Genomic DNA, 13,271 nt, shown 5'->3' with positions numbered 1-13,271 from the left:
TACGTGAACTGCCGTTTCGAGCCTAGGCAGAGAGGGGCCCCTTCGCGCCCGAATCGGGATATGGCCTCAGGCGTCACATTCCGGGGGTGGACGCGAGGGGGACAAGGCAGGGTCGCCCTAAGTGACATAATGTCGATTATCGGCGTTACGAGGTCGTGGGGCGGTCGGCCTCGGCTCCGGCCTGCACGACGTCGAGCCACCCTCGCAGCGCCGACTCCAATGCGCCGCGCTGCGCCGACGTGAGCCCGGACAGCAGACCCTCGTCCGCGGCCACGACCTCGGCAAAGACCTCGTCGAGCCGGCTCAGCCCGAGCGTCGTCAGCTGCACGTGCACCGTGCGTCGGTCCGGTTCCTCACGGACGCGCTCGACGAGCCCCTGGGTCTCCATCGCCTGCACGCGCTGCGTCGTCGCGCCCGGAGTCACCCGGCAGCGTCGTGACAGCTCACCCGCGGTGAGCCGGTACGGCGGGCCGGTGCGCCGCAGCACGCTGAGCACGTCGAGATGGCTCTGGTCGAGCTCGTGGGCCGCCAGCACACCGGAGCGCGCCTCGGCGACAGACGAAGCGAGCCTCAGGACCGGCAGGACGATGCCGATCGACGACACGTCGACGTCCGGACGCTCACGCCGCCACGCGTCGACGATCCGGTCGACCTCATCCCCCGATGATGTGCTCACCCCAATACTTTAGGGCTAAATCGCTTGCCGTGGGCCAGTCCGGTGGGACCATCGGGTGCATCCCGAAGGAGCGCCATGGACCTCTCCACCTTCTACGCCGTCGTGTCGGCCACCTGCTTCACCCTCGTGGGCCTCTGGTGGTCGGCGCTCGACCGGCGCCGCGAGCTGCTCGACTCCCCCGAGACCCGCCGGCTCGTCGGCGGCGTCTACCTCACCTTCCTGCTGCCCGGAGTCATGGGCCTCTTCGCACAGGTCGACCCCGGCAAGCCCGGCCTGTGGCGCACGACGTTCGGGCTCGTCGCGCTGCTCGGCGCCTGGTCGACCTTCCGGCTCATCCGGGCCGACAGCCGTCCCGGCGTGCGCGGGCCCTTCCGCCGCCACCGCTGGCTCGTCGGAGTGCTCTACCTCGTCATCGTCGTGCTCGGAGTCGCCCCGGAGCTCGCGGCGTCGGTCGGGCTGACCGGCCTGCAGGCGGCCGCGCTCACCGTCGTCTGCCTCGTCGTGCTGGCCCACGGCCTCGCCTGGGAGCTGCTGACGACCACCGACGACCCCCGCCTGATCGACGACGCCTGAGCACCCCTCCCCTCCCCCGCGACCCGGCATACCGGATGTTTGAGCGCTCAAGGGGTATGCCGTCCGGTCGCCTCGGCGTGTTCATCCGCGGGACCGCTCCACGCGGCCCGCCCGTGTGGGACAGTCCTGCCATGTCGTCCGTCGTCGTCAACGCAGCGCGTCCCGAGACCAAGGAGCAGCGCGCCTGGTACTGGTACGACTGGGCCAACTCCGCCTACGTCACCACGACGGCCACGGTGCTGCTCAGCCCCTACCTGACGACGGTGGCGGAGGCTGCCGCGTGCCCCGGCCTCGCCGACGGCGCCGACTGCACCAACACCCTGTCGGTCCTCGGCATCCCCGTCGCCCCGGGCAGCCTGTGGTTCTTCACCGTGACGATCACGACGATCATCTCGGCGATCGTGCTCATCTTCGTCGGAGCCATCGCCGACCGCAGCCCCAAGCCCACGCGGCTCTTCGCCGGCTTCGCCTGGGCCGGCTCCCTCGCGGCCTGCCTGATGTTCTTCATCGCGGGCACCAACTGGCAGCTGGGCTCGGCGCTCGTCGTCGTGGCCGGCATCTGTCTCGGCGCCTCGCTCGTCGTCTACGACTCGATCCTGTGCCGCATCGCCAACGAGAACGAGCGCGACCGGGTGTCCTCCAAGGGCTGGGCCTTCGGCTACCTCGGCGGCGGCACCCTGCTCGCGCTCAACTTCGCCCTCGACATCTTCCACGAGGACCTCGGGCTCGACCGGGCGATGTCGACCCGCATCAGCATCCTTTCGGCCGGCATCTGGTGGGCAGCCTTCACGATCATCCCCTACCTCGGGCTGCGTCACCTGACGGGCACGGTCGCGACGCCGGTCGACCGCAAGGCCGGGGTCGTGCGCGGCAGCCTGTCGCAGCTGCGCAGCACCTTCGGCGACCTGCGCCAGTATCCGATGACCCTGACCTTCCTCGTCGCCTACCTCTTCTTCAACGACGGCATCCAGACCGTCATCGGCAGCTCGAGCATCTACGGCAGCAAGGAGCTCGGCTTCTCGGAGTCGACGGTGCTCGGCGTCTTCCTCTTCGTGCAGTTCGTCGCCTTCTTCGGCGCCCGTCTCGCCGGCCGGATCGCGGCCTCCATCGGCGCCTGGCGCACCGTGCTCTACGGCATCGGTCTGTGGACCGTCGTCGTCGTCATCGCCTTCGTCACGCCGTCGAAGTCGCTCGCGGTCTTCCTCGCGCTCGGCCTGCTCATCGGCATCGTGCTCGGCGGCACCCAGGCCCTGTCGCGCTCGCTCTACAGCCAGCTCATCCCCCGCGGTCGCGAGGCGGAGTACTTCAGCCTCTACCAGGCCATGGAGCGCGGCACGAGCTGGCTCGGCACCCTGATCTTCGGGCTTGTCTACCAGCTGACCCTCAGCTACCGCTGGGCCATCATCTGCCTCATCGCCTTCTTCGTCATCGGCGGCTACCTGCTGTCCCGGGTCGACATGCGCCGCGGCATCATCGAAGCGGGCAACCCCGTGCCTGCCGTCATCTGACGACACCTACAATCCGCGAGGCCTCCGGGAACAACCCGACCGTTTCGCTCGTTCAAGCGACTGTGAGGGTAGGGCACCAGACCGGTGTCGACCAGTGGCAGGAGTTTTGGAGGGGTCCACATGGCCGATCGAGCACTACGCGGTTCCAACCTCGGTTCCAGGAGCATGGAGTCCGACGAGAACGTCATCCCGAGTGAGCGTCAGCTCACTACCTACGTGTGCGCGCAGGGGCACCGCACCGAGCTCCCGTTCTCGGTCGAGGCCGACGTGCCGCCGACGTGGGAGTGCCGTTGCGGCCTCGACGCGAAGCTGCAGGGCGGTGGACCCGAGCCCGACGCCAAGCCCGTCAAGCACGTGCGCACGCACTGGGACATGCTGCTCGAGCGTCGCTCGATCCCCGAGCTCGAGGAGCTCCTCGAGGAGCGCCTGACGCTGCTGCGCGAGTCGCGAGGCGAGAAGCCGCGCCGGCGCAAGACCGCCTGACGCACACCCCCGAGACATCGACTGGCCCGCCTCGTTCGTGGAGGCGGGCTTTTCGCTGCCCGCCCCCGCAGGCTCCGCGTATGCCGTATGCCGTGGTCCGCGGTGACGCTCGGACCCACCGCCCCGCCGTATGCCGGTATGCCGGGGTCCGCGGTGACGCTCGGACTCACAAGGGTCCACGTTCGGCGCGGTTGCACGCAGTGACAGCGGGGTCGAGGCACGGTTTATGGGTCCGACGGGCATCACCCGGGGCCGGCGTGTGGATCTGTCGTGGGCGCTGACGGGCGGACCTGACCTATCGGTCAGTCCTCGTCGATGATCTCGCCCTCGACCACCTCGTCGCTCGACCCGGAGCGACGCGGACCGCGGGGCGGCTCCTGCTGCTCCCACGCCGGGCGGTCGGTGACGGTCGTCGCCCCGAAGACCTCGACCTGCGCGACCATGTGCCGGCTGATCACGGCTGCGAGCAGAGACCGCGCGATCGGGCGGGTGAAGGGCAGCACGAGCAGGAGACCGAAGACGTCGGTGACGAAGCCGGGGACGAGCAGCAGGGCGCCGCCGACGAGCACGACGATCCCGTCGGCCAGCTCTCGCGCCGGCATCCGCCCGTCTCGCAGTGCCTGGCCCAGGGCGCGCCAGGCCCGGCCACCCTCGCGCTTGATGAGCAGCGCCCCGAGGGCCGAGGTGGCGATGAGCAGCAGGAAGGTCGGCCAGCCGCCGATCGCCTGACCGACGGCGAGCATGACCATGATCTCGATCACAGGGACGAGGAGCAGCAGCACGGCGGCCACGCGCGTGGGTCGCAGGCCGCGCCGTCTCGGGCTGGGCGCGGTGGTCATGAGCGCTCCCCCGCCGGCACCCGCTCGCGGGCCCGGCCGACGACGCCGCGCAGCTGCCCGACGCGGTGCTCGATGCCCCACTTCGTGACGTTGGTCAGGGCCTCGCGCACGATGTCGTTGCCCATCTTGGAGACCCCGATCTCACGCTCGATGAAGGTGATCGGCACCTCGACGACGCGCAGCCCCGACCGCACGGCTCGCAGCGTCAGATCGATCTGGAAGCAGTAGCCGTGCGACTCGACGCCGGCGAGACCCATCGTGCGCAGAGCACTCGTGCGGTAGGCGCGATAGCCGGCCGTCGCGTCGTTGACGTGCATGCCGAGCATGACCTTGGTGTAGATGTTGGCACCGACCGACAGCACCTTGCGCCGCATCGGCCAGTTGCGCACCTCGCCGCCCTTGACCCAGCGGGCCCCGATGGCGAGGTCGGCGTCGGCCAGCGCGTCGAGGATCGCAGGCAGCTGCTCGGGCTGGTGCGAGCCGTCCGCATCCATCTCGACCGCGGCGTCGTAGCCCTCATCCAGTGCGATCGCGAAGCCGGCGAGATAGGCCTGGCCGAGGCCCTGCTTGCCCGGGCGGTGCACGACCCGCACCTGGGGGTCGCCCGCGGCCAGGCCGTCGGCGAGGTCACCCGTGCCGTCGGGCGAGTTGTCGTCGAGGACGATGACGTCGGCCGTGGGGACGGCGGCGCGCACGCGCGCGACGATCCCGGGCAGGTTCTCCCGCTCGTTGTAGGTCGGGATGAGCACGGCAACCTTCGTCACCGGCTCACGCTGCGTCACGGTCATGCGCTTCCTTGTCCTCTGTGCTGACATCTGTGCTGTCGGCGGTGCTGTCGTCCCTGCGGTGCTGCGGGTCCGGGCCCGACCCGCTGCTCCTGACCCGCAGGAGCAGGAGCAGCACCAGCCCGGCCGCGGCTGCCCACTCGGGGGACTCCCCCACGCGGGTCGCCACGGTCGTGGCGTCCCGCAATGGTAGAGCCCCCTGCACGAGGGCCTGTGTGAACAACGACGTCACCTGGTGGGCAGTTCCATCCGGGGTGATCAGCGCGCTCTGGCCGACCGTCGACACGTGGACGATGGATCGTCCGAACTCCATCGCCCGCACGCGGCTGATCGCCAGCTGCTGGGCCGACTCCGCCGTGAAGCCGAACGTCGCGTTGTTGGTCTGCACGAGCAGCACGTTGGCCCCGGCGGTCACCGCGTCACGCATGATGTCGTCGTAGGCCACCTCGAAGCAGATGGCCACGCCCGCCCGGATCTGCTGTCCGGCGGTGCCGACGACGTCGAAGACCCCGACCGACGGACCGGCCACGAAGTCGCGGCTCACGCGGTCGACCTCCGCGCTGAAGATCCGGAAGAAGGCGCGGTTGGGGATGTATTCGGCGAACGGCACCGGGTGGCGCTTGACGTAGCTGTCGGTGATGCCCTTGTCGGGCTCGTAGAGCAGCGAGACGTTCGAGACCTGGCCGGGAGGCTCCTCGAGCAGCCCGCCGACGACGAGCGGACGGCCCAGCCTCGACACGGTCGCCGCGATCTCGTCGGCGGCGTCGGCGTTGCGCACCGGGTCGATGTCGGACGCGTTCTCGGGCCACACGACGAGGTCGGGGGTCGGCGCGAGCCCCGCCTCGATGTCGGCCTGCGCCTGCCAGGTGGCGGCGACGTGGTTGTCGAGGACGGCCCTGCGCTGAGCGTTGAAGTCGAGGCCGGCGCGCGGCACGTTGCCCTGCACTCCGAGGAACTGCGCCGCCTGCCCATCGGTGGGCAGTGGCACGGCGAGGCCTGCGACCGTGAGCCCGAGCGCTGCGGCAAAGGGCAGCGCGAGCGGACGCCACGGCATACCGGAGCGGTGGTGCCCGGCCGTCAGCAGACGGTGCGCCAGGAGCGCGAGCAGCCCCCCGACCAGCGCGATCACGAAGCCGACGAAGGGCGCGCCGCCCAGCGCGACGAGGCGCCCGACCGGCGAGTCGGCCTGGCTGAAGGCCAGCTTGAGCCAGGGGAACCCGCCGTAGGGAGCACGGGCTCGGAAGCCCTCGGTGACGACCCAGACGAGGGCGAAGGCGAGCGGCCGCACCCGGCCGGCCCTGCTCAGCCAGCCGTAGAGCGCCCCCGCCATGCCGACGAAGAGCGACTCGAGGGTGGCCAGCGCCAGCCACGGAAGCGCCCCGACGTAGATCCCCGACCAGCTGAGGGTGGGCACGAAGAAGGCCAGCCCGAAGAGGACGCCGGCGAGGAGGCCCCGGCGGGCTCCCAGACCCGTCGCGGACCACGCGAGCAGCGCCATCGCGAACGGGGCCACGACCCAGACGTCGAAGCTCGGGAAGGCGAGACAGAGCAGCCCGCCGCCGCCGAGGGCGACGACGAGCCTCAGCACGAGCTGCCCACGGTCACGACGCACGAGGTCACCGTACGCTCGGGGGGCCTCGCCCACCGCGTGCCCCCCGACGGGCCCGCGTAGCTGGGTTCTGCTCCTGACCACGGGTGGCCGGTCAGGGGACGACGACGGTGCCGCGAGCCGTCGTGGCCACGACCGGTGGGTCGAGCATCTCGGCGGAGGACTCGCTGCGCTCGGGGTGCCCCCGGCCGACGACGAGCACCTCGAAGACGAGCTCACGCGAGCGTGACCCGACCCGCACGATCTCGGCGCTGATCTCGATGACGTCGCCCGCCTTGATGCGCTCGCGGAACTGGACGTCGCTGTAGGAGGCGAAGAGGCCCTCGTCGCCGTCGGTGCGGATGCACATCTCGGTCGCGACGTCGCCGAAGGCGGCGAGCGAGTACGCGCCGTCGACGAGGTTGCCGGCGTAGTGCGCATGGGCATACGGCACGTAGCGACGGTGCACGACGCGCAGGCCCACCTCCGCCCGGGTGCGGCGCGCGGCGCGCGGCGTCGATGCGGCGTCTTCGCCCGGGGCAGCCGGGCCGGCCGGCTCGGACACGGTCATCGCCCCTTCCGCTCGGTCATCTCGTGCACGAGGTAGCTCGCGACCTCGCCGGGCGTCGTGCCGCGACCGAAGATCCGGTCGACGCCGAGCGCTCCCTCCGAGCCCTCCTCGAAGCGCGGACCTCCGACGATAAGGATCGGCACCTGCCCCGCGGGGTAGGCCTCGCGGAAGGCGGCCGACATCTGGGTCGTGTTGTGGATGTGGGCGTCCTTCTGCGTGACGACCTGGCTCACGAGCACGGCATCGGCCTTCTCCGCCCGGGCGCGGGCGACGAGCTCGGGCACGAGCACCTGCGCCCCGAGGTTGACCACCCGGATCTCGCGGTAGTACTCGAGACCTTTCTCACCGGCGAACCCCTTGATGTTGAGGATGGCGTCGATGCCGACGGTGTGGGCGTCGGTGCCGATGCACGCGCCGACGACGACGAGCTTGCGGCGCAGCTGCTTGCGGATCGCGAGGTTGGCGTCCTTGGCCGACAGCAGCGGATACTCGCGCTCGACCACGTGCACGTCGTCGAGGTTGACCAGGTGCGTCGAGCTGCCGTAGACGACGAAGAAGGTGAAGTCGGGCCCCATCGCCTTGGCGTGCACGAGCAGCGCCGGGTCGAGTCCCATCTTGCGCGCGAGCTGGAGCGCAGCTCCCTCGGCGAGCTTGTCGTGGGGCAGCGGCAGGGTGAAGGACACCTGCATCATGCCGTCACCGGTGGTGTCGCCGTAGGGGCGGACGATGTTGCTGCTCAAGGCTTCTCGCCCTTCTTCGTCGACGCCGGCACGCCGGCGTCGAGCGCCGTGATGGCCGGGTTGTCATAGCCGTCGGCCCGCCGGACCACACCCTCGAGACCCTTGCCTCGGTCGGCGGGTCGATGCATCAGGCCGAAGGTGCCGTCCGCGATGGCGGCCAGCAGGGGCGGGTCGCCGGCCGAGTCGGAGTCGCTGACGATGCGGTCGAGCAGGTCGACGGCCTCCGAGAGCACCTGGCGCGACCGCGTCTGGATGAAGCCGTCGCGCGGGGGGTGGAAGTCCTCGGTGAGCCCGCTGGCGGCATTCATGACGTAGCGCACGTTCTGCAGCGCGAGGTCGCGGTCGGAGAGGAACGGCGTGACCACCGCCTCGGTCATCATGCCGACGAGAAGGATGCCCTGGCCCGTCATGGCCCCGACGAGGTTGAAGAAGCCGTCGAGGAGGTAGCCGCGGAAGATGTCGCCCGTCATGTGCTTCGTCGGCGGCATCCACTTGAGGGGGGCGTCCGGGAAGAGCTGGCGGGCGAGCAGCGCGTGGGCCAGCTCGAGCCGGAAGCTGTCGGGGATCTCGGGGTTGATCTCGAAGGCGTGCCCGAGGCCGAGCTGCCAGTCCTCGAGGCCGGCCTCCTTGGCGAAGCACTCGTTGAGCAGCTGGCTCACCGTGACTGTGTGGGCGGCGTCGACGGCGTCGGCCGTCGTCAAGTAGTTGTCCTCGCCGGTGTTGATGATGATGCCGGCGCGGGCGTGGACCTGGCGCGAGAAGCGCTGGTCGACGAACGTGCGGACCGGGTTGATGTCGCGGAAGAGGATGCCGTACATCGAGTCGTTGAGCATCATGTCGAGACGCTCCATGCCGGCGAGGGCCGCGATCTCGGGCATGCAGAGCCCCGAGGCGTAGTTCGTCAGCCGGACGTAGCGGCCGAGCTCCTTGCTCACGTCGTCGAGCGCGGCCCGCATGAGCCGGAAGTTCTCCTGCGTCGCGTAGGTGCCGGCGAACCCCTCGCGCGTGGCGCCCTCGGGGACGTAGTCGAGCAGGGACTGCCCCGTCGAGCGGATGACGGCGATGACGTCGGCTCCCTCGCGGGCGGCCGCCTGGGCCTGCGGGATGTCCTCGTAGATGTCGCCCGTCGCGACGATGAGGTAGATCCAGGGCCGGGACTTCGGGTCGCCGTGGCGCTTGATCAGCCGGTCGCGCGTGGCGCGTGAGCGGTCGATCGTGCGCAGGCCGACCGCGACGCCCTTCGTCGCGGCTCGGCGCGCGGCCTGCGCCTCTCGCCCGGTCGGCAGGCGGAACGAGACGTTGCCGCTCGCGGCCTTCTGGGCGAGGGTCGTCAGGTCGGGGGCCTCACCGCGCAGGAGCGCGTCGTAGACGGGCGTCGTGACGCCGTGCTCGAGACCGACCTCCTCGCGCACCGCCGTCACGAGGTGGTTGACCCACGGCACCCGCTCGTGGTCGGCGCCGGACAGGCCGGCGAGGCGCAGCGTCGCTCGCTCGACCGAGACGGTCGTGTGGCTCTGGGCGAGCTCGACGACCGGCGACGCGGCCCGGTGTGCCAGTGCCCGCGCCCGCTGCACCACGGCCAGGTCGAGGTGCAGGAGCGGCTCGGTGCGACTCATCGGGCGCTCCCCTCCCCCGCCTCACGCGGCAACACACCGAGCAGCTGCGAACCCCCACCGGTAACACCTGCCGCCGTTGACGACTGCTCGGTGTGTTGCGGGGGCGGGGGGGTGGGCGATCCGGACTCGGCGGCGAGACGGGACTCGAAGAGCGTCCGCACGGCCGGCACCTCGCGCAGGAGGGAGAGTGCGAGGTCGGCATGGCCGGGCACGTAGCCGTTGCCGACGAGCATGCGCACGTCGGCCGCGAGACCCTCGGCGCCGAGGGCAGCTGCGGCGAAGTTGGTGGCCATGCTGAAGAAGATGATCGTGCCGCCCTGCGCGGTCGAGAGGATCGCCGGCTGCTCGCAGCCCGGCACGTCGACGCAGACCACGGTGATGTCGGCGGGTCCGCCTGCGGCCTCGAAGGCGGCGGACAGGCCCAGGGGGCTGCGGGCGTCTGCGAGCACCACTTCGTCGGCGAGCCCGGTCGGCTCGAGCAGCAGGCGCTCCCTCTCGACCGGCACGACGCCGATGAGGCGCCCGGCGCCCGCTCGGCGAGCGGCGGCGAGCGAGAGCGACCCCGACTTGCCCGCCGCCCCGAGCACGGCCACGGTGGGCGCGACGTCGCGGGCGGCATACTCCCCCACGACCCGCTCGACGAGGGCGGGCGCACCGCACACGTCCATGACCATCAGTGCCAGGTGGGGGTCGAGATCGTCGGGCAGCCGCGCGGCGATGCTCCGGCCGAAGAGGATGGCGTGGCCCGCGGCAGGCACCTGCTCCGAGCGCCCGTCCCAGCCGGCCAGGCCGTCGGTGAGGCACAGCGGCGTGAGCGACAGCGACACGAGGGTCGCCACCCGGTCGCCGGCACGCAGGCCGAGCGGGCTCTGCGGACCGACGGCGTCGACCGTGCCGATGAGCATGCCCCCGGAGCCGGTGACGGGGTTCTGCATCTTGCCGCGCGTCGCGACGATGTCGAGCACCTCGGCGCGCAGGGCGGCACCGTCGAGCGCTCCGTCGACCGTGTGCTTGCCGGCCAGCTGGCGGTAGCTCGCGGCGTCGAGGTTGAGCGTCTCGACGGCGATGCGCACCTCGTCGGGCCACAGCTCCGCGCGAGCGTCGAGTCGCCGGGCCGCCTGCGGCAGGGTGATGGCATCTCCCGTGGGCTCGAGCACTCGGTGCAGGCCCACCGGCGAGGAGGGCGACGACACGCGGGGGGCTGCGGGCAGGTCTGCCGGGGTGGGCAGCGGGTCCGACACGATCACAAATCCTTCTGTCTCAGCAGTGCTGTGGCGCAGATCATCCGTCAGCATAGGGGCGACCAAGGCGATTCTTTACGAATCCGTGGTATGGACATGTTTGAGCCTGCCCCCTGCTGACGTTACTGTGTCGCGCATGGGCATGGTTGAGCAGCCGTACGAGTACCGCCGCCGCGAGCTCGTCGAGCCCGACTGGACACGTTTCCCCGGCTGGGTCGGCGTGACGCAGGCGGACTGGGACAGCGCGCAGTGGCAGCGGGTCAACTGTGTCAGGAACATCAAGCAGTTGCGAGCCCTCATGGGCGACCTGCTCGACGAGCGCTTCTACGACGACCTCGCCAAGGACCAGAGCGAGCGCGCGACGATGTCGATGCTCGTGCCGCCGCAGATGCTCAACACCATGGTGCCGTCGACCGACACGTCGATGCCGTCGGCCGGCCACGACTTCACCGACGCGTTCTATGCCGACCCCATCCGCAACTACATGCTGCCGGTCTTCTCCGACCGGCGCACCGACTGGCCGTCGCACCCGCACGCCTCGCGCGACTCCCTGCACGAGCACGACATGTGGGTGGCCGAGGGGCTCACCCACCGCTACCCCACCAAGGTGCTGGCCGAGCTGCTCCCCACCTGCCCGCAGTACTGCGGGCACTGCACCCGCATGGACCTCGTCGGCAACTCGACCCCCCAGGTCGCCAAGCTGAAGTTCGACCTCAAGCCCGTCGACCGGTATGCCGCGATGCTCGACTACCTGCGCACCTCCCCCGTCGTGCGTGACGTCGTCGTCTCCGGCGGCGACGTCGCCAACATGCCGTGGAAGAACCTCGAGGCCTTCATCGACCAGCTCCTCGACATCGAGAACATCCGCGACATCCGGCTGGCGACGAAGGCCCTGATGGGCCTGCCGCAGCACTGGTTCGCCGACGACGTCGTCGAGGGCGTGGCCCGGGTGTCGGCCAAGGCGCGCTCGCGGGGCGTCTCCCTCGCGATCCACACGCACGTCAACAACGCCCAGTCGCTCACGCCCTCGGTCGCCCGGGCCTCCAAGGCGATGCTCGACGCCGGAGTGCGCGACGTGCGCAACCAGGGGGTGCTCATGCGGGGCGTCAACGACACGACGGAGCAGCTCCTCGACCTGTGTTTCGGGCTGGCCGACGGCGCCCAGATCACGCCCTACTACTTCTACATGTGCGACATGATCCCCTTCGCCGAGCACTGGCGGCTCTCGCTCGCCGAGGCGCAGCACCTCCAGCACTCGATGATGGGCTACCTCCCCGGTTTCTCGACGCCGCGCATCGTCTGCGACGTGCCCTTCGTCGGCAAGCGCTGGGTGCACCAGGTCGAGGAGTACGACACCGAGCGCGGAATCTCCTACTGGCGCAAGAACTACCGCACCTCGATCGAGGGCGATGACACCGAGGCCATGTCGCGCGAGTACGTCTACTACGACCCGATCTACACCCTGCCCGAGTCGGGCCAGAAGTGGTGGCACAAGTCGGTCGACCAGGAGGCACTGCTGGCCGACTCCACGGACCAGGCGGCCACGAGCCGGGCCGTCTCCGAGTCACAGCTCATCTGACGGATGGCGCGCCAGCGCAAGGACGCCGGTGGCCCCACCACCCAGGCGACCCTCGCGCTCGACCGTGCCGAGGTCCCGTACACCCGGCATGCCTACGACCATGACCCGTCTGCGGCCAGCTTCGGGCTCGAGGCCGCAGCGCTCCTCGGGGTCGACCCGCGGAGGATCTTCAAGACCCTGCTGGTCGACACAGCGCCGGGCCTCGCCGTGGGCATCGTCCCCGTCGCCGGCCAGCTCGACCTCAAGGCGATCGCGTCGGCGCTCGGCGTGAAGAGTGTGACGATGGCCGATCCCCTTGCGGCAGAGCGCAGCTCGGGCTATGTCGTGGGCGGCATCTCCCCCGTCGGGCAGAAGCGCGCCCTCCCGACGGTGCTCGACGACACGGCATACGGCTTCGAGACGGTCTTCGTCTCCGGCGGGCGACGCGGCTTCGACATCGAGCTCTCCCCCACCGACCTAGCGAGCGCCACGCGGGCAGTGCGAGCATCGATCGGCCGCGCCTGAACGAGGTGGTGCCGCTGGGCGGGCTTGCGGCTCAGTCCTTCTCGCGAGGGGTCGCCGAGGCGCTGCGACCCTCCCACGGCGTCGACAGGACGACGGTCGTGTGCGTCGACACGTTGGCAGCCGAGCGGATGCGCGCGAGAAGGTCCTCGAGGTTGCCCGGCGTGCCGACGCGCACCTTGAGGATGTAGCTCTCGACACCCGCGACCGAGTGGCAGTCCTCGATCTCGGTGATGTGCGCGAGCCGCTGGGGCACGTCGTCGGGCGCGCTCGGGTCGAAAGGGGTCACGGAGATGAGAGCGGTGAGCGAGAGGCCCAGCGCCTCGGGCGACACGGTCGCCGCGTAGCCGGTGATCACCCCGCGCTCCTCGAGGCGGCGCACCCGCTGGTGCACGGCCGAGGTCGACAGGCCAGTGGCCTTGCCGAGGTCGGTGTAGCTCATCCGGCCGTCGGCGAGCAGCAGTCCGACGAGCCGGCGGTCGAGATCCTCCATGCGCGTGAGGGTAGACCACGACGTGCCGCCCCGCTGGGTCATCCCTCATCCCGGTACTCGGGCGCTGCTCCGCTCCCC

General features: G+C 70.6%; 14 protein-coding genes. 5 read left to right on the top strand and 9 right to left on the bottom strand.

The genetic code is table 11. The features are described from left to right. Nucleotides 1-145 precede the first annotated feature (145 nt). Nucleotides 146-676: a MarR family winged helix-turn-helix transcriptional regulator gene (locus LG278_RS10925; protein WP_404386985.1), complete on the bottom strand. Its 531-nt coding sequence runs from the start codon at nucleotides 674-676 to the stop codon at nucleotides 146-148. 75 nt (nucleotides 677-751) lie between these two features. Between LG278_RS10925 and LG278_RS10920 the strand changes: the two genes are divergently transcribed. The 3 genes from LG278_RS10920 to LG278_RS10910 all read left to right on the top strand — a co-directional run bounded on the left by LG278_RS10920 (nucleotide 752) and on the right by LG278_RS10910 (nucleotide 3,240). Then, entirely contained in the window at nucleotides 752-1,249 is a 498-nt protein-coding gene (locus tag LG278_RS10920) for a hypothetical protein (protein WP_404386984.1), read from the top strand. 131 nt (nucleotides 1,250-1,380) lie between these two features. Next, entirely contained in the window at nucleotides 1,381-2,757 is a 1,377-nt protein-coding gene (locus LG278_RS10915; RefSeq protein WP_404386983.1) for an MFS transporter, read from the top strand. 120 nt (nucleotides 2,758-2,877) lie between these two features. After that, entirely contained in the window at nucleotides 2,878-3,240 is a 363-nt protein-coding gene (locus tag LG278_RS10910; RefSeq protein WP_141845479.1) for an RNA polymerase-binding protein RbpA, read from the top strand. Between the two features lie 302 nt (nucleotides 3,241-3,542). Here the strand turns inward: LG278_RS10910 and LG278_RS10905 are convergent, their stop codons facing one another. The 7 genes from LG278_RS10905 to LG278_RS10875 form a co-directional block, all read right to left on the bottom strand. Beyond that, the gene (locus LG278_RS10905; protein ID WP_404386982.1) at nucleotides 3,543-4,079 is read right to left on the bottom strand and encodes an FxsA family protein; all 537 of its coding nucleotides are present in this window, start codon (nucleotides 4,077-4,079) and stop codon (nucleotides 3,543-3,545) included. Then, complete coding sequence (locus LG278_RS10900; protein WP_404386981.1) at nucleotides 4,076-4,867, bottom strand: polyprenol monophosphomannose synthase; 792 nt, start codon at nucleotides 4,865-4,867, stop codon at nucleotides 4,076-4,078. Before LG278_RS10900 ends, LG278_RS10905 begins: the two co-directional genes overlap by 4 nt. Then, nucleotides 4,848-6,476, bottom strand: coding sequence for an apolipoprotein N-acyltransferase (gene lnt / locus LG278_RS10895; RefSeq protein WP_404386980.1), 1,629 nt, complete (start codon nucleotides 6,474-6,476; stop codon nucleotides 4,848-4,850). The genes LG278_RS10900 and lnt overlap by 20 nt, the downstream gene beginning before the upstream one ends. Nucleotides 6,477-6,567: 91 nt before the next feature. Next, on the bottom strand, nucleotides 6,568-7,023 hold the full coding sequence (locus LG278_RS10890) for a hotdog domain-containing protein (RefSeq protein ID WP_404386979.1): 456 nt from the start codon (nucleotides 7,021-7,023) through the stop codon (nucleotides 6,568-6,570). Continuing rightward, nucleotides 7,020-7,763, bottom strand: a complete 744-nt coding sequence (locus LG278_RS10885; protein WP_404386978.1) for an OAM dimerization domain-containing protein — start codon at nucleotides 7,761-7,763, stop codon at nucleotides 7,020-7,022. Before LG278_RS10885 ends, LG278_RS10890 begins: the two co-directional genes overlap by 4 nt. After that, a complete protein-coding gene (locus LG278_RS10880; RefSeq protein WP_404386977.1) occupies nucleotides 7,760-9,379 on the bottom strand; it encodes a lysine 5,6-aminomutase subunit alpha in 1,620 nt (539 codons plus the stop codon). The genes LG278_RS10885 and LG278_RS10880 overlap by 4 nt, the downstream gene beginning before the upstream one ends. Beyond that, nucleotides 9,376-10,620, bottom strand: a complete 1,245-nt coding sequence (locus LG278_RS10875; RefSeq protein ID WP_404386976.1) for an L-erythro-3,5-diaminohexanoate dehydrogenase — start codon at nucleotides 10,618-10,620, stop codon at nucleotides 9,376-9,378. The genes LG278_RS10880 and LG278_RS10875 overlap by 4 nt, the downstream gene beginning before the upstream one ends. A 136-nt stretch (nucleotides 10,621-10,756) precedes the next feature. On the opposite strand from LG278_RS10875, the gene LG278_RS10870 reads away from it, so the two are divergent. Then, nucleotides 10,757-12,199 (top strand): KamA family radical SAM protein, encoded by a 1,443-nt coding sequence (locus LG278_RS10870; protein ID WP_404386975.1) that lies wholly within the window; start codon nucleotides 10,757-10,759, stop codon nucleotides 12,197-12,199. A 3-nt stretch (nucleotides 12,200-12,202) separates the two neighbouring features. Next, nucleotides 12,203-12,703, top strand: coding sequence for a Cys-tRNA(Pro) deacylase (gene ybaK, locus LG278_RS10865; RefSeq protein WP_404386974.1), 501 nt, complete (start codon nucleotides 12,203-12,205; stop codon nucleotides 12,701-12,703). A gap of 31 nt (nucleotides 12,704-12,734) precedes the next feature. Here ybaK and LG278_RS10860 read toward each other — a convergent pair whose 3' ends face one another. Next, nucleotides 12,735-13,193 carry an Lrp/AsnC family transcriptional regulator gene (locus tag LG278_RS10860; RefSeq protein ID WP_404386973.1) on the bottom strand — a complete coding sequence of 153 codons (459 nt, stop codon included), beginning with the start codon at nucleotides 13,191-13,193 and terminating at the stop codon, nucleotides 12,735-12,737. Nucleotides 13,194-13,271 lie beyond the last annotated feature (78 nt).

The sequence above is a fragment of the Humibacillus xanthopallidus genome (assembly GCF_044793955.1).
Lineage (GTDB): Bacteria > Actinomycetota > Actinomycetes > Actinomycetales > Dermatophilaceae > Humibacillus > Humibacillus xanthopallidus_C.
This window is presented reverse-complemented; position numbering and strand designations above follow the sequence as displayed.

What these genes read in the sequence shown, in the direction of transcription:
- LG278_RS10920 (WP_404386984.1), top strand. Translation starts at nt 752, where the DNA reads ATGGACCTCTCCACCTTCTACGCCGTCGTGTCGGCCACCTGCTTCACC.
- LG278_RS10915 (WP_404386983.1), top strand. Translation starts at nt 1,381, where the DNA reads ATGTCGTCCGTCGTCGTCAACGCAGCGCGTCCCGAGACCAAGGAGCAG.
- LG278_RS10910 (WP_141845479.1), top strand. Translation starts at nt 2,878, where the DNA reads ATGGCCGATCGAGCACTACGCGGTTCCAACCTCGGTTCCAGGAGCATG.
- LG278_RS10905 (WP_404386982.1), bottom strand. Translation starts at nt 4,079, where the DNA reads ATGACCACCGCGCCCAGCCCGAGACGGCGCGGCCTGCGACCCACGCGC.
- LG278_RS10900 (WP_404386981.1), bottom strand. Translation starts at nt 4,867, where the DNA reads ATGACCGTGACGCAGCGTGAGCCGGTGACGAAGGTTGCCGTGCTCATC.
- LG278_RS10890 (WP_404386979.1), bottom strand. Translation starts at nt 7,023, where the DNA reads ATGACCGTGTCCGAGCCGGCCGGCCCGGCTGCCCCGGGCGAAGACGCC.
- LG278_RS10880 (WP_404386977.1), bottom strand. Translation starts at nt 9,379, where the DNA reads ATGAGTCGCACCGAGCCGCTCCTGCACCTCGACCTGGCCGTGGTGCAG.
- LG278_RS10870 (WP_404386975.1), top strand. Translation starts at nt 10,757, where the DNA reads ATGGGCATGGTTGAGCAGCCGTACGAGTACCGCCGCCGCGAGCTCGTC.
- ybaK (WP_404386974.1), top strand. Translation starts at nt 12,203, where the DNA reads ATGGCGCGCCAGCGCAAGGACGCCGGTGGCCCCACCACCCAGGCGACC.
- LG278_RS10860 (WP_404386973.1), bottom strand. Translation starts at nt 13,193, where the DNA reads ATGGAGGATCTCGACCGCCGGCTCGTCGGACTGCTGCTCGCCGACGGC.